Origin of the sequence: Mesorhizobium sp. BR1-1-15 (genome assembly GCF_020165475.1) — a bacterium.
Lineage (GTDB): Bacteria > Pseudomonadota > Alphaproteobacteria > Rhizobiales > Rhizobiaceae > Mesorhizobium.
This window is the reverse complement of sequence record NZ_JAIUIF010000008.1, coordinates 227,950-250,520: the sequence shown is the minus strand read 5'-3', so window position 1 is coordinate 250,520 and position 22,571 is coordinate 227,950. Positions and strand designations below refer to the sequence as shown.

At 63.9% G+C, this 22,571-nt stretch carries 21 protein-coding genes; 14 read left to right on the top strand and 7 right to left on the bottom strand.

What is annotated here, in order from left to right; translation table 11 throughout:
• Nucleotides 1-208: 208 nt before the first annotated feature.
• Nucleotides 209-757 (bottom strand): histidine phosphatase family protein, encoded by a 549-nt coding sequence (locus tag LB541_RS16585; protein ID WP_140517227.1) that lies wholly within the window; start codon nt 755-757, stop codon nt 209-211.
• Between the two features lie 263 nt (nt 758-1,020).
• Between LB541_RS16585 and LB541_RS16580 the strand changes: the two genes are divergently transcribed.
• The 3 genes from LB541_RS16580 to LB541_RS16570 all read left to right on the top strand — a co-directional run bounded on the left by LB541_RS16580 (nt 1,021) and on the right by LB541_RS16570 (nt 4,765).
• On the top strand, nt 1,021-1,971 hold the full coding sequence (locus LB541_RS16580) for an AEC family transporter (RefSeq protein ID WP_140564125.1): 951 nt from the start codon (nt 1,021-1,023) through the stop codon (nt 1,969-1,971).
• Nucleotides 1,972-2,199: 228 nt separating this feature from the next.
• Nucleotides 2,200-3,657: an NAD-dependent succinate-semialdehyde dehydrogenase gene (locus LB541_RS16575; protein WP_140564124.1), complete on the top strand. Its 1,458-nt coding sequence runs from the start codon at nt 2,200-2,202 to the stop codon at nt 3,655-3,657.
• Between the two features lie 85 nt (nt 3,658-3,742).
• Nucleotides 3,743-4,765, top strand: coding sequence for an aldose epimerase family protein (locus tag LB541_RS16570; protein WP_140495701.1), 1,023 nt, complete (start codon nt 3,743-3,745; stop codon nt 4,763-4,765).
• 3 nt (nt 4,766-4,768) lie between these two features.
• Here the strand turns inward: LB541_RS16570 and LB541_RS16565 are convergent, their stop codons facing one another.
• Complete coding sequence (locus tag LB541_RS16565) at nt 4,769-5,689, bottom strand: sugar kinase (RefSeq protein WP_140495702.1); 921 nt, start codon at nt 5,687-5,689, stop codon at nt 4,769-4,771.
• Between the two features lie 151 nt (nt 5,690-5,840).
• Between LB541_RS16565 and LB541_RS16560 the strand changes: the two genes are divergently transcribed.
• A complete protein-coding gene (locus tag LB541_RS16560; RefSeq protein ID WP_140495703.1) occupies nt 5,841-6,290 on the top strand; it encodes a FixH family protein in 450 nt (149 codons plus the stop codon).
• Between the two features lie 7 nt (nt 6,291-6,297).
• Complete coding sequence (locus LB541_RS16555; protein ID WP_140517218.1) at nt 6,298-7,497, top strand: cytochrome-c peroxidase; 1,200 nt, start codon at nt 6,298-6,300, stop codon at nt 7,495-7,497.
• Nucleotide 7,498: 1 nt separating this feature from the next.
• On the opposite strand, the gene LB541_RS16550 is transcribed toward LB541_RS16555, so the two are convergent.
• The gene (locus LB541_RS16550; protein ID WP_140517216.1) at nt 7,499-7,951 is read right to left on the bottom strand and encodes an Lrp/AsnC family transcriptional regulator; all 453 of its coding nucleotides are present in this window, start codon (nt 7,949-7,951) and stop codon (nt 7,499-7,501) included.
• A gap of 164 nt (nt 7,952-8,115) precedes the next feature.
• On the opposite strand from LB541_RS16550, the gene putA reads away from it, so the two are divergent.
• Nucleotides 8,116-11,727 (top strand): bifunctional proline dehydrogenase/L-glutamate gamma-semialdehyde dehydrogenase PutA, encoded by a 3,612-nt coding sequence (putA, locus tag LB541_RS16545; RefSeq protein WP_224619003.1) that lies wholly within the window; start codon nt 8,116-8,118, stop codon nt 11,725-11,727.
• Between the two features lie 28 nt (nt 11,728-11,755).
• On the opposite strand, the gene LB541_RS16540 is transcribed toward putA, so the two are convergent.
• From LB541_RS16540 to LB541_RS16530, 3 genes are all read right to left on the bottom strand, one after another.
• A complete protein-coding gene (locus LB541_RS16540; RefSeq protein WP_023763446.1) occupies nt 11,756-12,070 on the bottom strand; it encodes an antibiotic biosynthesis monooxygenase family protein in 315 nt (104 codons plus the stop codon).
• Between the two features lie 71 nt (nt 12,071-12,141).
• Nucleotides 12,142-12,585, bottom strand: a complete 444-nt coding sequence (locus LB541_RS16535) for a hypothetical protein (RefSeq protein WP_140495707.1) — start codon at nt 12,583-12,585, stop codon at nt 12,142-12,144.
• A 2-nt stretch (nt 12,586-12,587) separates the two neighbouring features.
• Nucleotides 12,588-14,777, bottom strand: coding sequence for a TonB-dependent hemoglobin/transferrin/lactoferrin family receptor (locus tag LB541_RS16530; RefSeq protein ID WP_224619002.1), 2,190 nt, complete (start codon nt 14,775-14,777; stop codon nt 12,588-12,590).
• A 201-nt stretch (nt 14,778-14,978) separates the two neighbouring features.
• Here LB541_RS16530 and hemP point away from each other — a divergent pair, with 201 nt between their 5' ends.
• From hemP to LB541_RS16505, 5 genes are read left to right on the top strand one after another with little or no spacing between them, the layout of a single operon-like run.
• Nucleotides 14,979-15,185 (top strand): hemin uptake protein HemP, encoded by a 207-nt coding sequence (gene hemP, locus LB541_RS16525; RefSeq protein ID WP_023757683.1) that lies wholly within the window; start codon nt 14,979-14,981, stop codon nt 15,183-15,185.
• An 18-nt stretch (nt 15,186-15,203) separates the two neighbouring features.
• Entirely contained in the window at nt 15,204-16,265 is a 1,062-nt protein-coding gene (locus tag LB541_RS16520; protein ID WP_224619001.1) for a hemin-degrading factor, read from the top strand.
• 10 nt (nt 16,266-16,275) lie between these two features.
• Nucleotides 16,276-17,184 carry a hemin ABC transporter substrate-binding protein gene (locus tag LB541_RS16515; RefSeq protein ID WP_140555093.1) on the top strand — a complete coding sequence of 303 codons (909 nt, stop codon included), beginning with the start codon at nt 16,276-16,278 and terminating at the stop codon, nt 17,182-17,184.
• Between the two features lie 5 nt (nt 17,185-17,189).
• Nucleotides 17,190-18,290 carry a FecCD family ABC transporter permease gene (locus LB541_RS16510; RefSeq protein ID WP_140555095.1) on the top strand — a complete coding sequence of 367 codons (1,101 nt, stop codon included), beginning with the start codon at nt 17,190-17,192 and terminating at the stop codon, nt 18,288-18,290.
• 9 nt (nt 18,291-18,299) lie between these two features.
• Nucleotides 18,300-19,088, top strand: coding sequence for a heme ABC transporter ATP-binding protein (locus LB541_RS16505; RefSeq protein ID WP_140555097.1), 789 nt, complete (start codon nt 18,300-18,302; stop codon nt 19,086-19,088).
• A 60-nt stretch (nt 19,089-19,148) separates the two neighbouring features.
• Here LB541_RS16505 and rirA read toward each other — a convergent pair whose 3' ends face one another.
• Nucleotides 19,149-19,610: an iron-responsive transcriptional regulator RirA gene (gene rirA / locus LB541_RS16500; protein WP_140495713.1), complete on the bottom strand. Its 462-nt coding sequence runs from the start codon at nt 19,608-19,610 to the stop codon at nt 19,149-19,151.
• 398 nt (nt 19,611-20,008) lie between these two features.
• Here rirA and LB541_RS16495 point away from each other — a divergent pair, with 398 nt between their 5' ends.
• From LB541_RS16495 to LB541_RS16485, 3 genes are all read left to right on the top strand, one after another.
• On the top strand, nt 20,009-21,304 hold the full coding sequence (locus LB541_RS16495) for a DUF445 domain-containing protein (RefSeq protein WP_224619000.1): 1,296 nt from the start codon (nt 20,009-20,011) through the stop codon (nt 21,302-21,304).
• 70 nt (nt 21,305-21,374) lie between these two features.
• Nucleotides 21,375-21,803 carry a phasin family protein gene (locus tag LB541_RS16490; RefSeq protein ID WP_140656525.1) on the top strand — a complete coding sequence of 143 codons (429 nt, stop codon included), beginning with the start codon at nt 21,375-21,377 and terminating at the stop codon, nt 21,801-21,803.
• A gap of 247 nt (nt 21,804-22,050) precedes the next feature.
• The gene (locus tag LB541_RS16485) at nt 22,051-22,548 is read left to right on the top strand and encodes a MaoC family dehydratase (RefSeq protein WP_140495716.1); all 498 of its coding nucleotides are present in this window, start codon (nt 22,051-22,053) and stop codon (nt 22,546-22,548) included.
• Nucleotides 22,549-22,571 lie beyond the last annotated feature (23 nt).

The window sequence follows — 22,571 nt, the reverse complement described above, 5'->3', positions numbered from 1 at the left end:
GCAGATGGGTAGCGTGCCCAAGAAACGCAAGACGGGCCGCCGGTCAACCCGGCGGCCCCTCCATGGCTGGCGACCGCGGATGATGTTGGCCTCATTGTCGCGGCCCTAGCGCGGCATCTTTTTTGGGTGGTATTTTGGCAACATTACCTCTGTCGCAAGTCCTCATCGACGCGTGGCTGCTCGCGGATGCGCCGGTCGGCCCCGATTTTTAGAACGTAACCCGGCCGAGCACACGCAGACCGTCGCCCTGCGGCTCGACGACAACGGCTTCGCCCTCGCGCGGCGAGACGCCGGTCAACGCAGCGATATTTTCCAGATGAGTGACCATGACCAGGTTGTCAGAGCCGGAATAGGCGCGGATTTCCTTCATGATCGCGGCGATCTGGGCCGCCTTTTGCGCCGCGTCGCCCTTCAGCAGGTCGAGCGGCGCGAAAGGCTCCGGCTCGGTCTCGAAGGCGATGCGCGCGGTGTCGAGGCAGCGGCAATAGCGGCTGGACAGCACGCGCTCGATCGGCGCGGCGCGGGCGGCAAGCAAGGCGCCGATCTTGCTCGACTGCTGCTTGCCGCGTGCGGACAGATTGACCTGGGTGGCGCAGCTGTCGATATCAAAATTGGCGGGATCGGTGGTGCCGGTGACCATGGCATGGCGCAAAAGCACGACATGGCCGCCATCGCGCAGCAGCGCCCAGCCGGCATCCGTCGCATGCGCTGCAGCCGGAACGCCAAACAGGAACAACGCCAAGGCAAATCGGATCATCGTAATCCTTCCAGAAGCCGGGTACCGGCCACCCGCATATAGGGATCGGAAAGCAGGTACAAAGACAAGCGAAAGGCCTGCGGTCTCCGCGGTCTCACTTCTCCTTCGTCATCCGCTGCTTCACCAGATCGGTCTTCCGGTCGTGAGCGGGATGGGAAAAGTCCAGCCGCCTTCGGCGATGCCCCGCTTGGCAGAACAAATTCGGGGTCGAAGAAATTCGGGCGCGATTGCACCGCGACCTTGGCTCGCCTATCCCTGGAAAAATGTCTCCGCTTACCGAAACCGTCCTTTTCGTCTTCAGCCTCGTGGCGCTCGGCTACCTCGCCGGGTTCACCGGTTATATGAAGCCGGCGAGCGGCGAGGGGATATCCGATTTCGCGGTCAGCGTTGCGATGCCGCTGCTGTTGTTCCAGACGATGGTGAATGCCGATTTCCACGGGGTGGCACCGTGGTCGCTATGGGGGGCCTATTTCGCGGCGGTGGCAATCACCTGGGCCGCCGGCCATGTCGTTACCACGCGGATATTCGGACGCGACGCACGCGCGGGTGTCGTCGGCGGGGTGTCGTCGGCCTATTCCAATGTTGTCCTGCTCGGCGCGCCGTTCATTCTCGGCATATTCGGGCGGGATGGATTCGAGGTGCTGTCGCTTCTGGTTTCCGTGCATCTGCCTGTCATGATGATGGCTTCGATCGTGCTGTTCGAGATGTTCGGCCGCGGCGGCGGCGAGCATGTGCACCCCGTGCGCGTCGTCCGCAATTTCCTGAGGCGGCTGTTCATCAATCCGCTGATCATCGGCATTCTTTTGGGTCTCGCATGGCGCTTCAGCGGCATCCCGCTGCCCGAACTGGTCATGCGGCTGGTGGACGCGCTGGCCGGCACCGCCGGGCCGGTGGCGCTGTTCGCCATGGGGCTCAGCCTGCGCCGCTTCGGCATATCAGGCAATGTCCGCCCGGCGCTGGCGCTATCGACGCTGAAGCTGTTCCTGATGCCGGCGCTGGTTCTGATCTTCGTCTGGTTGCTCGGCCTGCCGCCCTTGACCGCCAAGGTAGCGGTCGTGGTGGCGGCGCTGCCATCCGGCATCAATTCCTATCTCATTGCCGTGCAGTTCAACACCGGCCAGGCGCTGGCTTCGAACCAGATGACCATCGCGACCGCGAGCGCGGTCGTCACCACGGCTTGCTGGCTCGCGGTGAGCGTGCACGTCTTCGGCTGACATGAATAAAACCGGGGTCTGAGCCGCTCGCGTGAATCCGGTTTGACGCGATGTCTCAGCGGTGAAATCAAACCTCGGCTCTCGCCTTGCACTGGCATAACCCCTATATGCCATCTTGCGATTGCTTGCGGGGCTTTCCCTAGGATAAGAGCAATGGCCCCAGCGCCGATGCGCTAATCGAAGACATCCAGATAGCGGCCCGTCAGTGCGCCGAACGGAGGCTAGACCATGCTTCAGAAAACCAGCCATTTCATGCGCCAGGCCAATCTCATCAACGGCGAATGGGTGCAGGCCGACAGCGGCCAGACGGTCGACGTCACCAATCCGGCAACCGGCCTCAAGATCGGCACCGTGCCCAAGGCAGGCAAGATCGAGACCCGCCGCGCCATCGAAGCCGCCGACGAAGCTTTCAAGACCTGGCGCAAGACCACCGCGCTCGAGCGCTCGAAGCTGCTGCGCAAGCTGCACGATGCCATGATGGACAATCAGGACGTTCTGGCGGAGCTCCTGACCATTGAACAGGGCAAGTCGCTGTTCGAATCGAAGGGCGAGATCGGCTCGGCCGCCTCCTACATCCTGTGGTTCGCCGAGGAGGGCCGCCGCACCTATGGTGATGTCGTGCCGTCGCCGTGGGCGGACCGCCGCATCCTGGTGACCAAGGAACCGGTCGGCGTCATCGCCGCCATCACGCCGTGGAATTTCCCGTCCTCGATGCTGGCCCGCAAGCTCGGCCCGGCACTCGCCGCGGGTTGCACCGCCGTGGTCAAGCCCGCCTCGCAGACGCCTTACTCCGGTCTCGCCTGGGGCGCGCTGGCCGAGGAAGTCGGCTTCCCCAAGGGCGTAATCAACATCCTGACCGGTGCGGCCGGCGAAATCGGCGATGAGATCTGCGCCAATCCGCTGGTCAAGAAGATCACTTTTACCGGCTCGACCGAGGTCGGCAAGATCCTGATCCAGAAGTCGTCCGTCACCGTGAAGAAGGTGTCGATGGAGCTCGGCGGCAATGCGCCGTTCATCGTCTTCGACGACGCCGACATCGACCGCGCCGTCGCCGGTGCGATCACGGCCAAGTACCGCAATTCGGGCCAGACCTGCGTCTGTACGAACCGCTTCCTTGTCCAGGCCGGCGTCTATGACCGGTTCGTCGAGAAGCTGGCTGCCGCCAGCGACAAGCTGAAGGTCGGCTCCGGCCTGGAGGAGGGCGTGCAGCAGGGGCCGCTGATCGACGAGAAGGCGGTCGAGAAGGTCGAGGAACTGATCGCCGATGCGACTTCGAAGGGCGGCAAGGTCGTCGCTGGCGGCAAGCGCCATGCGCTCGGCGGCTCGTTCTTCCAGCCGACCGTCATCGCCGATGCGACGCCCAAGATGCGCTTCATGAAGGAAGAGATATTCGGGCCGGTGGCGCCCGTCTTCAGGTTCGAGACCGAGGAAGAAGCGATTGCGCTTGCCAATGACACCGAATTCGGCCTCGCCTGCTATTTCTACACCGGCGATCTCGGCCGCGCCTTCCGCGTCATGGAAGGGCTGAAATATGGCATGGTCGGCGTCAATGAAGGCCTGATCACCACGCCGGAAGCACCGTTCGGCGGCGTCAAGGAGTCCGGGCTCGGCAAGGAAGGCGGACATCAGGGTATCGAGGATTACCTCGACACCAAATATGTCTGCATCGGCGGCCTCGGCCTCTGATAGACTGTCGCCGGGACAGGCAGGCCTATGATCTGCCTGCCCCGGCTACGAAACGGGCCGTCTGGATCAACTGACGTTTGCGGGCATGGCAATGAAGGACGGCGAGGTTTTCGGCACCACCCAGGCGGGCGACCCGATTCGCCGCTTCACCATCAGAGGCGGCGGACTTAGCGCCAATATCCTCGGGCTCGGCGCGATCATCCAGGACCTGCGCCTAGCCGGCCACGATGCGCCTCTCGTGCTCGGCTATGATAATCTATCATCCTATGAAACCGATACGGCTTTCTTCGGCGCGGTCGTCGGCCGCTATGCCAACCGCATCCGCGACGGCCGTTTCACCATCGCCGGCAAGCGCTACCAGACCGAGCGCAATTTTCTCGACAAGCACACGCTGCATGGAGGCTCGCAAGGCTTTTTCCATCGGCCGTGGACGGTTTCGCTGCACGGGCGGGACTTCGTCACGCTGACGCTGCACGATCCCGACGGCACGATGGGCTTTCCCGGGGCACTCGACGTCACCTGCACCTACCGGCTGAAGATCCCCGGTACGCTCAGCGTCGAGATATCAGCGACGTGCGAGGAGCCGACGCTGTGCAATCTCACGCAGCATTCCTACTTCAACCTCGATGATGGCGGGACGGGCGACATCCTCGATCACCGGATGATGCTCAATGCCGGCGCCTATCTGCCGGTGGATGGCGAAATGATTCCGACGGGCACGGTGAAGCCTGTCGACGGCACGCCCTTCGATTTCCGCCAGGCGCGGCCGCTGCGCATGGAGACCGAAGGCGAGCAGCTTGCCTACGACCAGAATTTCTGCCTCGCCTCGGCGCGTGGGCCGCTCAAGCAGGCGGCGTGGGTGCAAGGAGCGAGCTCCGGCGTCGAGATGGAACTGTGGACCACGGAGCCCGGCGTCCAGCTCTATACCGGCCAGTATGTGACGCCGCGCACGGGGCTGGAAGGGCGAAACCACAAAGCTTTCTGTGGTTTTTGCCTGGAGCCGCAAATATGGCCGGACGCACCGAACCGGCCCTATTTCCCGCAGGCGACACTGTGGCCGGGTGCGATCTACCATCACGTGACGGAATATCGGTTCCGGCTGCCCTGACCCTCAATCCGTTTCGAATGCCGCACGCAACGTCTCGAATGGCGCCAATGCGCCGCGAACCTGCACCACGCTGGCCGCGACACGGTGCGCGCGCTTTGTAGCCTCCGCAGGGGTGTGTCCGGCGAGACGCGCGGCGAGATAGCCGCCGTTGAAGGAATCGCCCGCGCCCGTGGTGTCGACGGGCGTGGCCACATGGATCGCCTGAACGTCCCGCAGCGTCCCGTTCTCGACGATCAGCGCCGGCTGTTCACCGTTCTTGACCACGACTTCGCCGACCAGTTGCCCGAGCCGCCCAGCCGTTGCCTGTGGCGCTTCATCGCCGAACAGCATCTGCTCGTCCGGGAAAGTCGGCAATGCGATGTCGGTGACGGCGAGCGCCTCCAGGATCGCGGCTTGCGCCTCCTCGCGATCGCGCCACAGCCGTGGCCGGTAGTTGGGATCGAAGGCGATCAGCGACCCCGCGGATCGCGCCTCGGCCACGGCCGATAGCAACGTGGCGCGCGCAGCGGAGTCCAGAATTCCCAAAGTGATTCCGGAAAAGTAGACAAGCGCCTGCTTTTCAAGGCTTTTTGCCAACGCAGCCGGATTGGAGGCAAGCTGCCTGGCAGCCGCATCGCCGCGCCAATAGGTGAAGGAGCGTTCCGCGCCGGTCAGCGTGATGGCATAGAGGCCGGGCCGCGCCCCCGGGATAACAGGGCTTTCGCCAATGCCGATGCCATTGTCCGCGAAGAAGCCGATCTGGTCTTGCGAGAAAGGATCGTCTCCGAAAGCCGAGACGTAGGTCGCTGGCCTTCCACTCAGCGCATGCAGGGCCCACAGCGTGTTGAACGTATCGCCGGCAAATCCCATGCGCCAGTTCGAACCTGTTTGGCCCGAAAGCTCGATCATGCATTCGCCGATCGAGGCGACACCTTTGCCGATCATGATCCATCCCCTGTTACGATGCTGCTGTAGCTTTTTGGAGAGTAGAGCGCCATGCTTGGCAAGGGCGGTTTTTTCCGTCACCTGCGATTCCAACAGGTTTGGCGGGATGCGATCGGTGCGGCAAAACGTTATCCCCTGAAGAGGAACCGGCTTGGCTTCGATATGGCGTTATCTTTTGGCGGGTCTTGGTCTGGCAGCCTTGCTGGCTGGCATCCTGGCAGTGGTCTATCTGACCGCACCGCGAACCGCGCAGGTTGCCGGCCCGGATATCTCCCGAACCAAAAAGACCGAGAACGGATTGTTCATGGCGAGCTTCGCGCCGGAACGCGGCGTCGTCCGTCAAGGCGAACTGGAAGCCTGGCTGTTGACGTTGAAGACGATAGCCGGGACGCCGGTGGAAGGGGCCGCGATCGCGGTATCGGGAGGCATGCCGCAGCACCGCCACGGCCTGCCGACCAGCCCGCAAGCGACGGACTATCTCGGCGACGGGCGCTATCGCATCGAAGGCGTGAAATTCACCATGAGCGGCTGGTGGCAGCTGCATTTTGCCATCTCCGCGACGGCTGGGTCGGATACGGTCGTCTTCAACGTCGTGCTGTGAGCCGCAGATGAGGCGTCTTGCGCGCTTTTTCGTCTTGATGGCGATGGCCGTCCTTGCCGGCTGCGGCAAGCCGGACTTTTCCGATGCCGAGAAGAAGACCATCGCCTCGCTGGCGCTGTCGAGGCTGCCGGCGCTGAAACCCGACACCACCAACCGGTTCGCCGATGTCCCGGCCGCCGCTGCCCTTGGCTCGACGCTGTTCTTTGACGCCAGCATGAGCCGCGACGGCACGGTGTCCTGCTCGACCTGCCACAAGATCGACAGGCAGTTTCAGGACGGCCTGCCGCAGGCGGTTGGCGTCGGCCGCACGAACCGGCGTACCATGCCGCTCGCCGGCATCGCGCGCGATCCCTGGTTTTTCTGGGACGGACGGCGCGACAGCCTGTGGGCGCAGGCGCTGACGCCGCTGGAGAACCCCCTGGAGCAGGCGGGAAACCGCGCCGCCTATGCGCATTACATCAAGGCGCGCTTCGGCGACCGCTATGAGCGCATCTTCGGCCCGCTGCCCGATCTGTCCGACATACCAGCCAATGCCAGTCCGCTCGGCAGCGATGCCGAGAAGGCTGCATGGCGCGCCATGAGCGACCAGCAGCGTGACGCGATAAACGGGGTGTTCGCCAACATCGGCAAAGCAATCGCTGCCTTCGAACGCTCGATCGAGCCGCCGCAGGCCCGCTTCGACCGGTTCGCGCTGGACCTGGCGACCGGCGCCGAGCCGAAAGGCGACGCCGCCTTCTCCCGGGAGGAAATCCTCGGCCTGAAACTGTTCATCGGCAAGGCCAATTGCGTGACCTGCCACAATGGGCCGCGCTTCACCGACAATGGGTTCCACAACACCGGCGTGCCGCCGGTCAACGGGCTGCCGCCGGATCGCGGCCGCGTCGACGCGGTACGCCAAGTTCAAGCCGACCCGTTCAACTGCTTCGGCGCCTATCGCGATGGCGATGTCGGCGCCTGCGGCGAATTGCGGTTCATGGTCAAGGATGCGCCGGAATTGGTGCGCGCCTACAAGACGCCTTCGCTTCGCGGCGCGGCGACGCGGCCGCCCTACATGCACGCCGGTCAGTTTGCGTCGCTCGACGAGGTGGTGGCGCATTATGCCAAGGCTGCCCCCAGTGTGGAGGGGACATCCGAAATTCATCCGCTGGCGCTGTCGGACCGCGAGCGCGCGGCGCTGGTGGCGTTTTTGAAGACCTTGGCGGAATGAACTATCGATCCTTCACAGTCTCCATCGCCACGAAGGTCGAGGTCTGGGCGACATGGGGCAGGGCGGAGATGCGCTCGCCCAGCACGCGGCGATAGGCGGCGATGTCGCGGGTGCGGACCTTCAGCAGATAATCGAAGCTCGACGCCATCATGTGGCACTGTTCGATCTCCGGAACGGCTTGGACAGAGCGGTTGAAAGCGTCCAGCGCGGCGGACCGGGTGTCGGACAGTTTCACCTGGACGAAGGCGACATGGCCTTCGCCCATGCGCTCGCGATCGATAATCGCCTGGTAGCCCCTGATATAGCCGTCCTTCTCCAGCCGCTTCACCCGCGCCTGCACCGGCGTCTTGGACAGGCCGACCTTGGCGGCGAGCTCCGACATGGAAAGCCTGCCGTCGCTTGCCAGCGCCGACAGGATGTTCCTGTCGATGCGGTCCAATTGGTCTTCCCTCATCGAAAATGCAGCCTTCTTCGGGTAGTTTGCGGTGACATGATAGATCGATCGAACTGCAATGTCGATTTCTTCAGACCGCCTGAAAATCGGGACTTGTGCTAGCTTGCGCCATTCGGTCCGGTGACCGCCGGCCCGCTCCCTTGTGCTTGCCAGTAGGACCCGCCATGCCAGCGCTCGACGCCATCCGCCAGCAAATCCGCGCCAACTATCTGCCCGACGAGGATCAGGCCGTGAAGCGGCTGGCCGAGGCGAGCGGCCTCTCGGCGGAGGATCGCCGGGCGATTTCGGCTCGTGCCGCCGATCTGGTGCGGGCAGTGCGCGGCTCGTCCGATCCACGGCTGATGGAGGTTTTCCTCTCCGCCTATGGCCTTTCCACCAAGGAGGGCGTGGCGCTGATGTGCCTGGCCGAAGCACTGCTGCGCGTGCCCGATACCGAGACGATGGACGACCTGATCGCCGACAAGATCGCGCCGCACGACTGGTCGGCGCATTCGGGCGGCTCGAGCTCCATCTTCGTCAATGCATCGACCTGGGCGCTGATGCTGACCGGCCGCGTGCTCGATGAAGGCGAGGGCGGCATCGAAGGCACGCTGCGCGCCATGGTGCGCCGGCTCGGCGAGCCCGTCATCCGCAAGGCGGTGGCGGCGGCTATGCGCGAGATGGGCGAGCAGTTCGTGCTCGGCCGCACCATCGCCGAAGCGGTGAAGCGCGGCCGGCCGATGGCGCAGAAGGGTTATCTCTATTCCTTCGACATGCTGGGCGAGGCGGCCCGCACCGAGGCCGATGCGCTGCGCTACCACAAGGCGTATGCCGATGCCATCTCGTCACTCGATGCCGGTTCAAACGGGCCTGATATCCGCCACAACCACGGCATCTCGGTGAAGCTCTCGGCGCTGCATCCGCGCTACGAGGAAGCGCAGAAGGAAGAGATGCTGCCTGTCATGGCCGAGCGGCTCCTTTCGCTGGCGCTCGCGGCGCGCCATTCGCGCATGGGCCTCAATATCGATGCCGAGGAGGCCGATCGCCTCGACCTCTCGCTCGACGTCATCGAGCGCGTGCTTGCCGAGCCGGAGCTTGCAGGCTGGAACGGCTTTGGCGTCGTCGTCCAGGCCTATGGTCCGCGCGCTGCCTTCGTCATCGACTGGCTCTATGCGCTTGCCACGAAATACGATCGCACCATCATGGTGCGGCTGGTCAAGGGTGCCTATTGGGATACCGAGATCAAGCGGGCGCAGACGCTGGGGCTCGCCGGCTACCCCGTCTTCACCCGCAAGGTCAACACCGACGTTTCTTATCTCGCTTGCGCGAGAAAGCTTTTGTCGATGACCGATCGCATCTATCCGCAATTCGCCACCCACAATGCCCACACTGTCGCCGCCATCCTGTCGATGACGAAGAACCGTGAGAGCTTCGAGTTCCAGCGCCTGCACGGGATGGGCGAGGCGTTGCACGAGACGGTGCGTAAGGCCGAAGGCACGCGCTGCCGCATCTACGCGCCTGTCGGCGCGCATTCCGACCTGCTCGCCTATCTGGTGCGCCGGCTGCTGGAGAACGGCGCCAATTCATCTTTCGTCCACCAGCTTACCGACGAGGATGTCGAGCCCGAAGACATCGCGCGCGACCCGCTAGAAGCGGTCGAGAGCCAAGGCCCCGCCGCCAATCCCGCGATCCCCCGGCCTGCCGTCATCTTCGGTGCAAGCCGCCGCAACTCGAAAGGGTTCGACATCACCGATCCGGTGACGTTGGCAGCAATCGAGAAGGAGAGGACAGCCTTCGCGGGCCCTAACCGCTGGCACGCCAAGCCGATCACGCGCGCGGCCGGCTATGGCGAGCAACGCCCGGTCGTCAATCCCGCCAGGCCTTCGGAAGTGGTGGGCACGGTCAGCGAAGCCACCGCCAAGCAGGCGGCAACCGCCGTGCGCATCGCCGTCGAAGCGCAGCCAGCCTGGGCAAAGCGTCCGGTTGCCGAGCGCGCGGCCATCCTCAATCGCGCCGCCGATCTCTACGAGGCCAATGCCGTCGAATTCTTCGCGCTGGCCACCCGCGAGGCCGGCAAATCGCTGGCCGACGGCGTCGCCGAAGTGCGCGAAGCGGTGGATTTCCTGCGCTATTACGCGGCCGAGGCGGCCAATGCCGAAGCGGGCACCGAGGCGCGCGGCGTCATTGTCTGCATCTCGCCGTGGAATTTCCCCCTCGCCATCTTCACGGGCCAGATCGCCGCAGCGCTCGTCACCGGCAATTCGGTAATTGCAAAGCCCGCCGAACAGACGCCGCTGATCGCTTTCCGAGCCGTCGAAATGCTGCGCGAGGCCGGCGTGCCGGAAGACGTCATCCAGCTTCTGCCGGGCGATGGCCCCTCGGTCGGGGGGCCACTGACATCAGATCCGCGCATTGCCGGCGTCTGCTTCACCGGCTCGACCGAGGTCGCCAAGCTGATCGAGAAGCAACTGGCCGAGACAGCCGCGCCCGATGCCATGCTGATCGCCGAGACGGGCGGGCTGAATGCCATGATCGTCGATTCCACCGCGCTGCCCGAGCAGGCGGTGCGCGATATCCTCGCCTCCGCCTTCCAGAGTGCGGGCCAGCGCTGTTCGGCGCTGCGCGTCCTCTATGTGCAGAAGGATGTCGAGAAGAAGATGCTGGAGATGCTGAAGGGCGCCATGGAGGCGCTCAAGGTCGGCGATCCCTGGGCCATCTCGACGGATGTCGGTCCCGTCATCGACGACGAGGCGCAGGGTTCGATCCGCGATTACTGCACGACGATGGGTTTGCAGGGACGGCTGATCGCCAAGCTCGAAGCGCCCAAGGACGGCCGCTTCGTCGCGCCGCATGCGTTCCGGGTCAAGGGTATCGAGGAGATGGAGCGCGAAGTGTTCGGGCCGGTGCTCCATGTCGCCAGTTTCGACGCCGACGAGATCGACGCGGTGATCGCCGCCATCAACCGCAAGGGCTACGGCCTGACGTTCGGTCTGCACACCCGCATCGAGGGTCGCGTGCAGCATTTCGTCGACGGCATCCATGCCGGCAACATCTATGTCAACCGCAACCAGATCGGCGCGGTCGTCGGCTCGCAGCCGTTCGGCGGCGAGGGGCTGTCCGGCACCGGGCCCAAAGCCGGCGGACCGCATTATCTCCGGCGCTTTCGCAAGGGACCGGAGGCAGGCGCGCCTGTTGGCGACGGCCACAAGGTGACGGCGACCGAACTCGCCGACAATCTGCCCGATCCCGCGCTTGGCGGCTGGTCGACGCGGCCGGACCGCATCGCCATCCTGCGCAAGCATTTGCGCGGCAAAGGTGCCGCGGCGATCGGAGCAGCCGCCGGTATCGAATTCGGCCAGATCGACCTGCCCGGGCCGACAGGCGAGGCCAACACGCTGTCGCTGTCGCCGCGCGGCCGGGTGCTGTGCCTGGGGCCGGACGACGACACGCTGCTTGCGCAGACGATCCAGGCGCTCGCCGCCGGCAATGCGGTGCTGGCGGTGGCCCCGGGCGCGCCGTCGGCACTTTCGGCGCTGACCGGCAAGGGCCTGCCGCTGGCGGCGATCGACGGCCGCCCCGATCCGGTTGAGGCGCGTTCGTTACGCGTCGACGTCGTCGCCTTCTCGGGGACGCCGGAGGCGGCGCGCATCGTGCGCAAGGTGATCGCCGAACGCTCAGGGCCGATCGTGCCGCTGGTCAGCGAAGTGCTCAACCCCGGGGCCTATGCGCATGAGCGGGCCGTCTGCGTCGACACGACCGCGGCGGGCGGCAATGCCAGCCTGCTTGCTGCCGCTTAAGGACGCCTTATCCGGCGGGCGAGGTCGTTCAGGCGCCCTCGACGACCGAAAAACCCTCGAACTGGGGATGGCCGAGATAGTGGACCTTCGTCGTGCCGACATTCCTGTGGGCGGCGCGAAAGTTCTCCGACTTGGTCCAGGCGACGAAATCGTCGTGGCTTGCCCAGACCGTGTGCGAGGCAAACAGCGTATAGCCTTCGGTCTCGTTGACTGGGCCGCGCAGCAGATGGAACTCCCGGAAGCCCTTCATTTCCGCAAGGCTGGAATCACGGTTTTTCCACACGGCCTCGAAATCGGCTTCCGAGCCGTTCTGCACCTTGAAGCGGTTCATGGCGATGTACATGGAGTTCCTTTCGATTTCCTGGACTTAGACGGGTGGTGCCGCAGGATGCCGCGTGCGGCCCCACGCCGTGCTCAGACCCCGAAGGCGATGCCGGTCTTGGCATCTGTCTTGAGTTTTCGCATGCAGGTGTTCGGCTCGACGCCGGTGCCGACGCATTCGGTCGCGCTGTTGATCAGCACGCGGCTGACCTTGGCGCAGTTGGTGCCAGCGAGATCGAAGCGCGTCACCTTGGTCTTGCCGGCCGGCAGGTCCTTGAAGTCGAGCACGGTCAGGCGGTCGACGACGCCGGCGTCGTTGAACAGCGCGATCTCGAACGCCGCCCTGGAAAGGTCGGCGCCGAGATTGTTGGTGACCACGAAGGTCAGGCGGCAGCCCTTTTCAGACGGTTGCGCGCCATTGAGTTCGAGGGAGAGAGCAGGCGCCGGCGCGGACTCTTGTGCCCACGCCGGAACCGCTGCAAGCGACATCGCCAGCGCCGAGGTCAGCAGACGAAGGGATGCCGTCAAGTTCGTCATCATCATCCTCCAAATCGCACCGTTGCCGCCAGCTTCAGCGTTATGCCCGGTTCATAGACCGCGACCGTGGTGCTGCCGTTCAACGGATTGGCGTATTTGACATCGAACAGATTGTCGGCGCGGAAATCAACCTTCAGATTGTCGGTCGCCTGGTAGCTGGCGAAAGCGTTGACCAGCGTATAGTCCTCGGCGATCGGGTTACCCTTGGGCTTGCCATTGTACTGCACCTCGCCGCCGACAGTGAGTTTGTCCTCGAGGAAGCGCAGGCCGAGCTGCACGGTGACCTGCGCGGACGGTATCGTGGCAAGGTCCGCCCGATCGCCTTCGTAGGATATGGTGTGACCATTGATGATGGAGGCGGAAAGTCCGGCGTAGCCCCATGCTGCATCATAAACGCCTTCCATCTCGAAGCCGTTGATCTTTGCCTTGGCGAAGTTCTGGTACTGGAAGCAGATCGGAATGCCCGGCCCGAAGGGGCACCCACTGGTCGGATCGAAGGCCGACAGCGTAACGCCGTCAATATAATCGTCGACGTCGTTGTTGAAATAGGCCGCCTTCAGCCGAAACGCGTCGCCGGACTCGAGAACGTCGTTCTGCTTGTAATTGACACCGAATTCGACGGTCTTGCCGGTTTCGGGCTTTAAATTGGGATTGGGCAGGAACGGGAAGCTGACGCCCGCCGGATGGTTGCCGCTGATCAGGGTTTCGGTCAGCGAAGGCGACCGGTAGCCCTCCGCGTAGGTGCCGTAGAATTGCAGGCCGGCAAGGCCGGCGCTTTCGAAAGGCGAGACGCCGACGGTGATGCGCGGCGACAGGCGGTCGCCCGACGTTTCGTGCGTGTCGTCCTCGAGGCTGTAATTGTCATAGCGCAGCCCGGCAATGACTTCGAGCCAATCCCAGCTGAGCTTGTCCTGGACGTAGGCGCCAGAAACGTTGCGCTTGCCGGAAGGCGTGTAGAAGCTGTCGCCGCCTGCCGTGCCGCCAGTCTCGACGTCGTCATTCACCCAGTCGCCGCCATAGGTCAGTTCATGCGCGAGGCCGCCTGTCTCGAATCGCGACGTGTTCCAGATGTCGATGGCGGCTGTGCCGACATCGAAGGTCGACGTCGAACCTGCCGGCAACATCACGGGAAGGCCGGTGACGGGATCGAAGCGGCGCTGTGGAACAAGGCCGGTCAGGTCGAGATTGGTCTTGTTGTAGGAGGTGTTGACGTGGAGGTCGAGCCAGCTCCTGTCTTCGTCCGTAATATTGTAGCGAGCGGTGAAGGTGTTCGACTTCAGGTCGACGTCATTGACCGGCATGCCGCCGCTGGTCTCTTTCCAGCCGTCGCTCGAACCGACCCAGCCGAGCTTCAGTTCGCTATTGTCGCTCGGATGGATTGTGGTCTTGAGCAGTCCGCTCAATACATCGAAGCCGGTGCCCTTGACCGTGTCGCCGTCGCCATCCTTGTAGTCGTCATAGTTGCGGTAAACGATATTGCCCAGCGCATCCCAATCGTCATTGAAGCGATAGGCGCCGGATGCGCTGGTGGTCCAGCCCTTGCCGTTGCTCTCGTAGCGTCCGGTGACGGAACCAGCCCATGTCTCGTCCGGCTTGAGGATGTCCTGGGCGTCCTTGGTGTCGAAGAAGACCACGCCGCCTATCGCGCCCGAACCATAGGTGTTGGCGACCGGACCACGGATGACGTCGACGGATTTGATAAGCTCGGGGTCGACGTAGAAGGTCGATTGGGTGCCATGGTCGGAACGCTGGAAGTTCTGCCGCGCGCCGTCGACGATGATCGCGACGCGGCCGAAATCCTGCAGGCCGCGGATATTGACGCTGGTGCTGACGCGCCTGGCATCGGTCTGCGCCGCGACGCCGGGCACGCCGAACAGCATTTCGTTCGGCGTCGTCGCCATGCGGCGATCGAGCTGTTCCTGGTCGATATGGCTGGCCGAGGCCAGCGATCGGATGGCCGTTTCTCCGGTGCGGCTGATGACCAGAACCTTGTCGAGCAGCGTTGCGCCCGCTGGCGCCGGCTTTTCCCCCTCAGCCTGCTTCGATTGATCGGCCTGCTCTCCCGCCGCCTGTGCGGATTGCTGAGCGTTGGCAGGTGGCACGAACAAGGCAATCGCCGCCACGCCCGCCAGCAAAGCCACTGCACCGTTCGGCCCCGACCAGCCGCGCCGTTCCCAAATCGCTAACCCCATGTGCCCCAACTCCAAAGTTTCCAGGTTCGATGCGGGCTGGCCTGGGGCTGGCTGGCATTTGTGATCGCATTCCCGTCTTAAATCTTGACTCATTTAATCCGGTATTGCACTGACTAGTAAACATGATTATTCAAGTCAAGAATGAATCGGATGACGCAAACGCCTAGCCAGACGCCCGGCACAGGAAAGGGACCGATCCACATGAACACGCACAATCCCAACGACTTCCGCTATCGCGTCCGCCGTTCCGACGATGCCTCCGCCCGCTTCGACCGCGTTCCGCTGGCGGTGCGGACGCTGTCGAGCAACACGCTGTTCCAAGGTGAGCACGAGATCGGCATCGAGCATCACGGCGCGCTCTACCGGCTCAAGATCACCCGTCAGGGCAAGCTCATCCTCAACAAGTAAGCGTAAGGTAGCAGGACAATGGACCAGCGCGTAAAACCCACCCCGCACGAAATCCGGCGGGCGCGGACGGACAATCCGAAAACGCGCGAGCGCGATCTGGCCGCACAGCTTGGCATTTCGGAGGCTGAGTTGGTGGCCGCGCATTGCGGCGACGGTGTCGTTCGCGTCGAGCCACGCGTCAACGATCTTCTGACCGGCCTCGAAGTCGTCGGCGAGGTGATGGCGCTCACCCGCAACGAAAGCGCCGTGCATGAAAAGATCGGCGCCTACGACAAGGTCGTCACCGGCAATCACAATGCCATGGTGCTGGGCGAGAACATCGACCTGCGCATTTTCCCGAAAATATGGGCGCACGGCTTTGCCGTGGAAAAACGCGACGGCGACGATATCCGCCGCAGCCTGCAATTCTTCGACGCGGCGGGCGAGGCGGTGCACAAGGTGCATCTGCGGCCGGGGTCAAACCTCTATGCCTATCAGAAACTGGTCGCTTCGCTGGAATCGCCGAACCAGGAGCCACTGGTCGCCATTTCGGGGCCAGCCGCCGAGAACGAAGGCGAGGCGGTGACAACGACCGCGAATCTCGACGATCTGCGCGATCGCTGGAGCCGGCTGACCGACGTGCATCAGTTCTTCGGCATGCTGAAGACGTTGAAGCTCAGCCGCCGCCAGGCAGTGCGCATGGTGGGCCAGGACTATGCATGGCTGCTCGACAATGATGCGGTGAGAGCCATGTTCAATCGTGCCGCCGAGGGCGAGATGCCGATCATGTGCTTTGTGGGAAACCGTGGCTGTATCCAAATCCATTCCGGTCCGGTCAAGTCGGTCAAGCCAATGGGGCCGTGGATCAATGTGCTGGACGAGACCTTCCATCTGCACCTGCGCACCGACCACATCCATGAAGTCTGGGCCGTGCGCAAGCCGACCAAGGACGGCCATGTCACGTCGCTGGAGGTCTACGACGCCGACGGCAACATGATCATCCAGTTCTTCGGTAAGCGCCATGAAGGAGAGGGCGAGCGCGACGACTGGCGCTTCCTGGCCGAGAACCTGCCGCGCATTCCAAGCCCGACCGCAGCCTGAGGAAACAACGATGGGTCTTCTCACCGGATTGACGGCTGTGCGCGGATCGATGCTTGGCCCGATGCTCAGCTTTTCCCTTGCTTTCGGCGCGCTGCAGCCGGCCGACGCCGGCGACGGTGTCTCCGTCTTCGCCGATCCCGCCAGGATCGCGTCCATCGGCGGCTCGATCACCGAGATCGTCTATGCGCTCGGCGAGGAAAAGCATCTTGTGGCGCGCGATTCCACCAGCCGCTATCCGAAAGCAGCTCTCGACCTGCCAGATGTCGGCTACATGCGCCAGCTGTCACCGGAGGGTGTGCTGTCGGTAAACCCTTCGGGCATGCTGGCGCTGCACGGTAGCGGCCCCAAGGAGGCGCTCGATGTGCTGAAGAAGACGAGCATCCCCTTCATCGAAGTGCCTGACCGGTACGACCGTGAGGGCATCCTCGAAAAGGTCCGCGTGGTCGGCAAGGCGCTCGGCGCCGACGCCAAGGCCGAAGCGCTGGCCAGGGAGATCGATGCCAAGCTGCAGGCGGCGGAAAAGCAGACGGCCTCGATCGAGGAGCGCAAGCGCGTTCTGTTCGTGCTGTCGATGCAGGGCGGCAAGATCATGGCGGCCGGCAGCGATACCGCTGCCAACGGCATCATCAAGCTGGCCGGCGGCGTCAACGCGATCGAAGGCTTCTCCGGCTACAAGCAACTGTCTGACGAGGCTGTTGTCACCGCCAGGCCGGACGCGATCCTGATGATGAGCAATGCCGGGCCGCCGGTATCGGACGATGAACTGTTCGGCAACGCATCGATCGCCTCGACGCCGGCCGGAACCGCGCGCAAGCTGATCCGCATCGACGGCGGGTATCTGCTCGGCTTCGGACCGCGTACGGCCGACGCCGTCCACGACCTTGCCGTCGCGCTCTATGGCACGCAGATTACGGACTGAGCGGCATGGTCGACCAGTCGATCGCCGGGCCGGCGGAGAGGAAGATGGCCAGCGCCGGTGACCGTTCCGGGCGCGCCCGTCTGGTCATCGCGCTCGCCTGCGTCATGCTTGCGGCAGCGGTATTGCTGTCGCTGACCTCCGGCGCCTCGGATGCGTCCGCCGTCAAGGTGGTCGGCGACTGGCTGTTCGGCGCAGCGCCTGGCGACGTGGCGATGAGCGCGCGAGATCGCCTCATCGTCTATGACATAAGGCTGCCGCGCGTCGTGCTCGGCGTGCTGATCGGGGCCGCGCTCGCGGTCTCCGGCGCGGTCATGCAGGGGCTGTTCCGCAATCCGCTTGCCGACCCCGGCCTTATCGGTGTTTCGGCGGGCTCCAGCCTCGGCGCGGTGGCCGTCATCGTGCTCGGCACGACCGTGCTGTCGCCGGTGACCGCCTCGCTCGGCGCGCTGATCCTTCCTCTGGCGGCCTTCGGCGGTGGTTTGTCGGTGACGTTGCTGCTCTACAAGGTCGCGACGCGGCAGGGCCGCACATCCGTCGCCACCATGCTGCTTGCCGGCCTGGCGCTGGCCGCACTTGCCATGGCGCTGACCGGTATCCTGATCTTCATGGCCGACGACCGGCAACTGCGCGACCTGACCTTCTGGCAACTCGGCTCGCTGGCCGGTGCGACATGGCAGAAGATCGGCTCTGTCGGCCCGGTCATCGTGCTTTCGCTGGCGGCGATGCCGTTCCTGGCTCGCGGCCTTAATGCGCTGGCGCTGGGCGAGGCGACCGCCGGCCATCTCGGCATTCCGGTGCAGCGGCTTAAGTACACGGCCATCGTCGGCGTCTCGGCGGCGGTCGGCGCCTCCGTCGCCGTCAGCGGCGGCATCGGTTTCATCGGCATCGTGGTGCCGCATCTGCTGCGCCTGCTGATCGGCCCCGACAATCGCTATCTGCTGCCGGCCTCGGCGCTGCTCGGCGCCTCGCTGCTGCTTTTGGCGGACGCGGTCGCGCGCACCATCGTGGCGCCCGCCGAACTGCCGATCGGCATCGTCACGGCGATCGCCGGAGCGCCGTTCTTCCTCTGGATCCTGCTGCGCAAGCGCGGCGTCATCGACCTGTAGGGGTGTTTCATGATCGAAGCGCGCGATGTTTCGGTGGCGATCGGCAGGAAAGGCATTGTCGCCGGCGTCGATTTCGAGGTCAGGCCGGGTGAGATTTCGGCCATTGTCGGCCCCAATGGGTCGGGCAAGACGACCTTCCTCAAGGCGCTGTCGGGGGAACTCGCGCATACCGGCCGGATTGCCATCAACGGCCGCGAGCTCTCGACGATAACGCCAGTCGAGGCGGCGACGCTGCGCGCGGTGCTGCCGCAGGCGACGACCTTGTCGTTTCCCTTTACTGTGCGCGAGATTGTCAGGCTCGGCCTTGTCGGAGGCTGCTCGGGTGTGCTGCCGGGCGAGGACGAACGCCTGCCGGAACGGGCGCTGGCGCGTGTCGACCTCGACGGTTTCGCCGGCCGCTTCTATCAGGAGCTTTCCGGCGGCGAGCAGCAGCGCGTTCAACTCGCCCGCGTGCTGTGCCAAATCTGGGCGCCGGTGCTCGACGGCAAGCCGCGCTATCTGTTCCTGGACGAGCCGGTGTCCAGCCTCGACATCAAGCACCAGCTGATCATCATGAACATTGCCCGCGACTTCGCCAGAAGGGGCGGCGGCGTGGTTGCCATCCTGCACGACCTCAACCTGACGGCGATGTATGCCGACCGGATTTTCGTCATGCACCGCGGCCGGCTTGCCGCCACCGGTTCGCCGCAGGATGTGCTGAGCGACGATCTGATCGAAAGGGTATTCGGTTGCCGCTTAAAGGTTGGAGTCCTGCCAGCCGGCAATATGCCGTTCGTGCTGCCTCAATCAGCGGCCTAGATTCTGGCAGCGGCCTAGATTCTGGACGTTCGCCGCAGGTCCAGCCTGCGGCAAACCGGATCAGGCCGCCGGTGCGCGGCGCTCCAGCAGGTCAATGCCGAGCAGGTTGCGCACGTTCGGACGCGCCGCCACGAGATCGGCGATCGTATAGCGGGCAAGGACCGCGAAGAAGGCGTTGAGCGCCTCGCGCAACGCGGAATTCAGCGCGCAACTGTCGACCAGAGGGCATTCCGCGGCGTCGTTCTCGAAGCACTCGGCCATGGCGAAGCTTTCCTCCGTCACGCGCACGACGTCGAACAGGTTGATCGATTCCGCGGCACGGCCAAGCCTGACGCCGCCATTGCGGCCACGCACCGTCTCGACAAGGCCATTCTCGACCAGTGGCTGGAGGATCTTGAACAGGAAAAGCTCCGACACCGAATAGGCGGCGGCGATCTCGGGGATGCGGCTCAGCCGATCGGTATTGGCCGCGCAATACATCAGGATGCGCATGGCGTAATTGGTCTGGCGGGTAAGTCGCATCTTGTCCTCACAAAGCGCCGGCGAGCTGCGATCACGCCAGATTTTGAACTTTGCTGGTGCGGCTTTGCTCCGAGCTTTCGGATTCGCCACACTGGCCTCGGCGGAATATGGCCTATACCTTGGAATAATTCCAGACTAGCTTCGCCTAATAGCTGAATATTCCCGTCAACTTTGTGTGCGCAAGGCGGCAAGACGCGGGCCGAATCGGCTGTCACGCGCATTTTCTCGGGCGAAACACCAGAGCGGTCCAGTGATTGGCAGAATGGCCGACCGCCCTAACTCTTTGTTTTCACGCAATTCCCTGGGGAAAGCGCCAGGCGCTTTTCCAGAGAACAGCGTTACACACCTTTCCTGGAATGCTCTAAATAGATCAGAGATCGACGAGGAGCGGCTCTGACATGTCACAATCAGCCACGGCCCTGGCTTCCGGCGGATACGATGCCGACGCGCATGCCAAGCTTACAATGCTGCGGCGGACCAAATTCGTCGCCACGGCGGCACTTGCGCTTTGCGTCGCCGTGTTCGCTCTGGCCAAGTCCTTCGAGAGCACCTATCCCTGGCTCGGCTTCGTCGCCGCCTTTGCCGAGGCGGCGACCATTGGCGGCCTGGCCGACTGGTATGCGGTGGTCGCGCTGTTCAAGCGGCCTCTCGGTCTGCCGATCCCGCACACCGCGATCATTCCCGAGAACCAGAACCGTATCGCCGATAATCTCGGCCGTTTCATCGAAGCCAATTTCCTTGCCCCCGAGCCGGTGCGCGAAAAGTTGGCCGAGGTCGATTTCTCGGCGCTCGTAGCCGACTGGCTGGCCGATTCCGAACGTGCCGCGGGCCTGTCGCGTTTCGTCGTGCGCCTGGTTCCGCAGACGCTTGCCGCCGTCGAGCAATCGGGGCTGCGCGGCTTCGTCACCAGCCGGATGCTGGAGCAGATCGAAAAAGTGCCGCTGGCGCCGTTGGCGGCCGAATTGCTCTCGGCCCTGACCGACGATCGCCGTCACCAGAGGCTGTTCGATGAGTTCATCAAGGTGATCGGCCGGTTCCTCAACGATGAACAGGCGCTGACGACCATGCGCGAAAAGATCCGCGAGGAACTGCCGTCGCTGTTCAAGCTGTTCAGGGCCGACGCCTATCTCCTGAAGAAGATCGTCGCCTCGGCCGGTTCGCTGCTCGACGAGGTGAGAGCCGATCCCGACCACCCGATGCGCACCGAATTCGACCGTTTCGCGCAAGCCTTCGTCGAGCGGTTGAGAACGTCGAAGCCGTATGCAAGGCGCGCCGAGAAGCTGAAGCGCGATTTCCTCGCCAGGCCGGAAGTCAAGGCGCTGGCCGGCGACATGTGGGAAAGCCTCAGGCTGTTCATCGAGCAGGATGCCAAGGCGCCGCGATCGATCATCCGCGCGCATCTTGCCAACATGTTCGTCGAGGTCGGCCGGCATCTGGCTGGAGACGCCAAGATCAGGGCCGACATGAACCAGGGATTCGTGGTGGCGCTGTCCTCTTTCGTCGAGAGCCAGAAGAGCGGCGTATCGAAATTCATCGCAGACCAGGTCAAGCGCTGGGATCTGGCGCAACTGACGCGGCTGATCGAGATGAATATCGGCCGGGACCTGCAATATATCCGCTTCAACGGCATGATTATCGGCGGTCTGGCCGGCATCGCGCTTTACACCGCGGAGCGGCTGTTTCTCGTCAATTGACGGGCGCACGCCATGCCCTATTCTCATGGGCGGGGCATCAGCAGTCGCGGCAACAGGGGAGCAGATGAGCATGGCCAAACAACCGGATTCCCATTCCTTCACGGACATGTTCGGCCGGTTCGGCCGCGATCTGAAACTGCCCAATGTCGATGTCGAGGCAATCCTCGCGCACCACCGCAAGAACCTTGAAGCGCTGGAGAAATCGGCGCGGGCAAGTGCCGCCGGCGCGTCGTCGCTGTTCTCCAGGCAACGCGAGATGCTGCAGGACACGCTGCGCGAAATTGCCGACATGACGCAAGGCTACAGAGCGCCCGGCACGCCGCAGGACCTGATGGCCAAACAGACTGAGTTCGCCAGGAAATCCTTCGAGACTACGTTGAAGAATGCCAGCGAAGTGGCCGAGCTGGTCAGGAAATCCGGCACCGAATCGGTCGACATCCTGCGCATGCGCATCAAAGAGGCGATGGAGGAAATCCGCGCCGGCTACGAGAAGAAGTAGCTTGCGTGACAAAGACCGGTTGCCTGCCAACCCTGCGCCAGGCGAAGTTTGTTCGGATGCTCTTTCATCGGCCGCTATGCCTTTACACCATGGGTACCCTCAAATGCCAAGGCCGGGCGAACACGGCTTGACGTAGAGTGATGCCAGGATTCGCATCGATCCCAAGGGGACCGAATCATGCAGGGCGAATTGACAGAGGCCGCCGGTTCGTGGTCCGGAAGCGTTGGAAGCTATCGGGAAAACAGGAATGACCGAAATACGGCCTAAGACGCCGCCGACCTACGAGCAGTTGAGGACGATGTCCGGGCAGGAGCTTGGCGTCTCGGAATGGACGACAGTCGACCAGAACCGTATCAACCAGTTCGCCGAATGCACCGGCGATCATCAATGGATCCATGTCGACCCCGAACGGGCGCGGCGGCAAAGCCCGTTCCGCACGACGATCGCCCATGGCTATCTGACGCTGTCGATCATCGGCGCGCTGGCGCTCGGCATGGGAATCGTGCCCGAGAACACGCAGGCCGCCTTCAACTACGGCTTCGACAAGGTGCGTTTCCTGGCGCCGGTCAAGGTGGGCGCACGCATCCGGCTGCGCACCACGCTGCTGTCCATGGAGGACAGGGGGCCGGGCCAATACCTGATGAAGGCCGCCAACACCGTCGAGATCGAGGGCGAGGAAAAGCCGGCGCTGACGGCCGAGACGCTGGTCATGCTCTATGAGCGCCGCAAGCGGGCAGGGGCCTGAGCGGCATTCGCCCAAGCCCCCTG

Excerpts from the sequence above, each read along its gene's own strand:
- LB541_RS16555 (WP_140517218.1), top strand. The coding sequence starts at position 6,298 with ATGAGGCGTCTTGCGCGCTTTTTCGTCTTGATGGCGATGGCCGTCCTT.
- LB541_RS16490 (WP_140656525.1), top strand. The coding sequence starts at position 21,375 with ATGGCCAAACAACCGGATTCCCATTCCTTCACGGACATGTTCGGCCGG.
- hemP (WP_023757683.1), top strand. The coding sequence starts at position 14,979 with ATGAACACGCACAATCCCAACGACTTCCGCTATCGCGTCCGCCGTTCC.
- LB541_RS16505 (WP_140555097.1), top strand. The coding sequence starts at position 18,300 with ATGATCGAAGCGCGCGATGTTTCGGTGGCGATCGGCAGGAAAGGCATT.
- LB541_RS16540 (WP_023763446.1), bottom strand. The coding sequence starts at position 12,070 with ATGTACATCGCCATGAACCGCTTCAAGGTGCAGAACGGCTCGGAAGCC.
- LB541_RS16585 (WP_140517227.1), bottom strand. The coding sequence starts at position 757 with ATGATCCGATTTGCCTTGGCGTTGTTCCTGTTTGGCGTTCCGGCTGCA.
- LB541_RS16565 (WP_140495702.1), bottom strand. The coding sequence starts at position 5,689 with ATGATCGGCAAAGGTGTCGCCTCGATCGGCGAATGCATGATCGAGCTT.
- LB541_RS16580 (WP_140564125.1), top strand. The coding sequence starts at position 1,021 with ATGTCTCCGCTTACCGAAACCGTCCTTTTCGTCTTCAGCCTCGTGGCG.
- LB541_RS16485 (WP_140495716.1), top strand. The coding sequence starts at position 22,051 with ATGACCGAAATACGGCCTAAGACGCCGCCGACCTACGAGCAGTTGAGG.
- LB541_RS16495 (WP_224619000.1), top strand. The coding sequence starts at position 20,009 with ATGTCACAATCAGCCACGGCCCTGGCTTCCGGCGGATACGATGCCGAC.
- rirA (WP_140495713.1), bottom strand. The coding sequence starts at position 19,610 with ATGCGACTTACCCGCCAGACCAATTACGCCATGCGCATCCTGATGTAT.
- LB541_RS16570 (WP_140495701.1), top strand. The coding sequence starts at position 3,743 with ATGGCAATGAAGGACGGCGAGGTTTTCGGCACCACCCAGGCGGGCGAC.
- LB541_RS16520 (WP_224619001.1), top strand. The coding sequence starts at position 15,204 with ATGGACCAGCGCGTAAAACCCACCCCGCACGAAATCCGGCGGGCGCGG.
- putA (WP_224619003.1), top strand. The coding sequence starts at position 8,116 with ATGCCAGCGCTCGACGCCATCCGCCAGCAAATCCGCGCCAACTATCTG.
- LB541_RS16515 (WP_140555093.1), top strand. The coding sequence starts at position 16,276 with ATGGGTCTTCTCACCGGATTGACGGCTGTGCGCGGATCGATGCTTGGC.
- LB541_RS16550 (WP_140517216.1), bottom strand. The coding sequence starts at position 7,951 with ATGAGGGAAGACCAATTGGACCGCATCGACAGGAACATCCTGTCGGCG.
- LB541_RS16510 (WP_140555095.1), top strand. The coding sequence starts at position 17,190 with ATGGTCGACCAGTCGATCGCCGGGCCGGCGGAGAGGAAGATGGCCAGC.
- LB541_RS16575 (WP_140564124.1), top strand. The coding sequence starts at position 2,200 with ATGCTTCAGAAAACCAGCCATTTCATGCGCCAGGCCAATCTCATCAAC.
- LB541_RS16535 (WP_140495707.1), bottom strand. The coding sequence starts at position 12,585 with ATGACGAACTTGACGGCATCCCTTCGTCTGCTGACCTCGGCGCTGGCG.
- LB541_RS16530 (WP_224619002.1), bottom strand. The coding sequence starts at position 14,777 with ATGGGGTTAGCGATTTGGGAACGGCGCGGCTGGTCGGGGCCGAACGGT.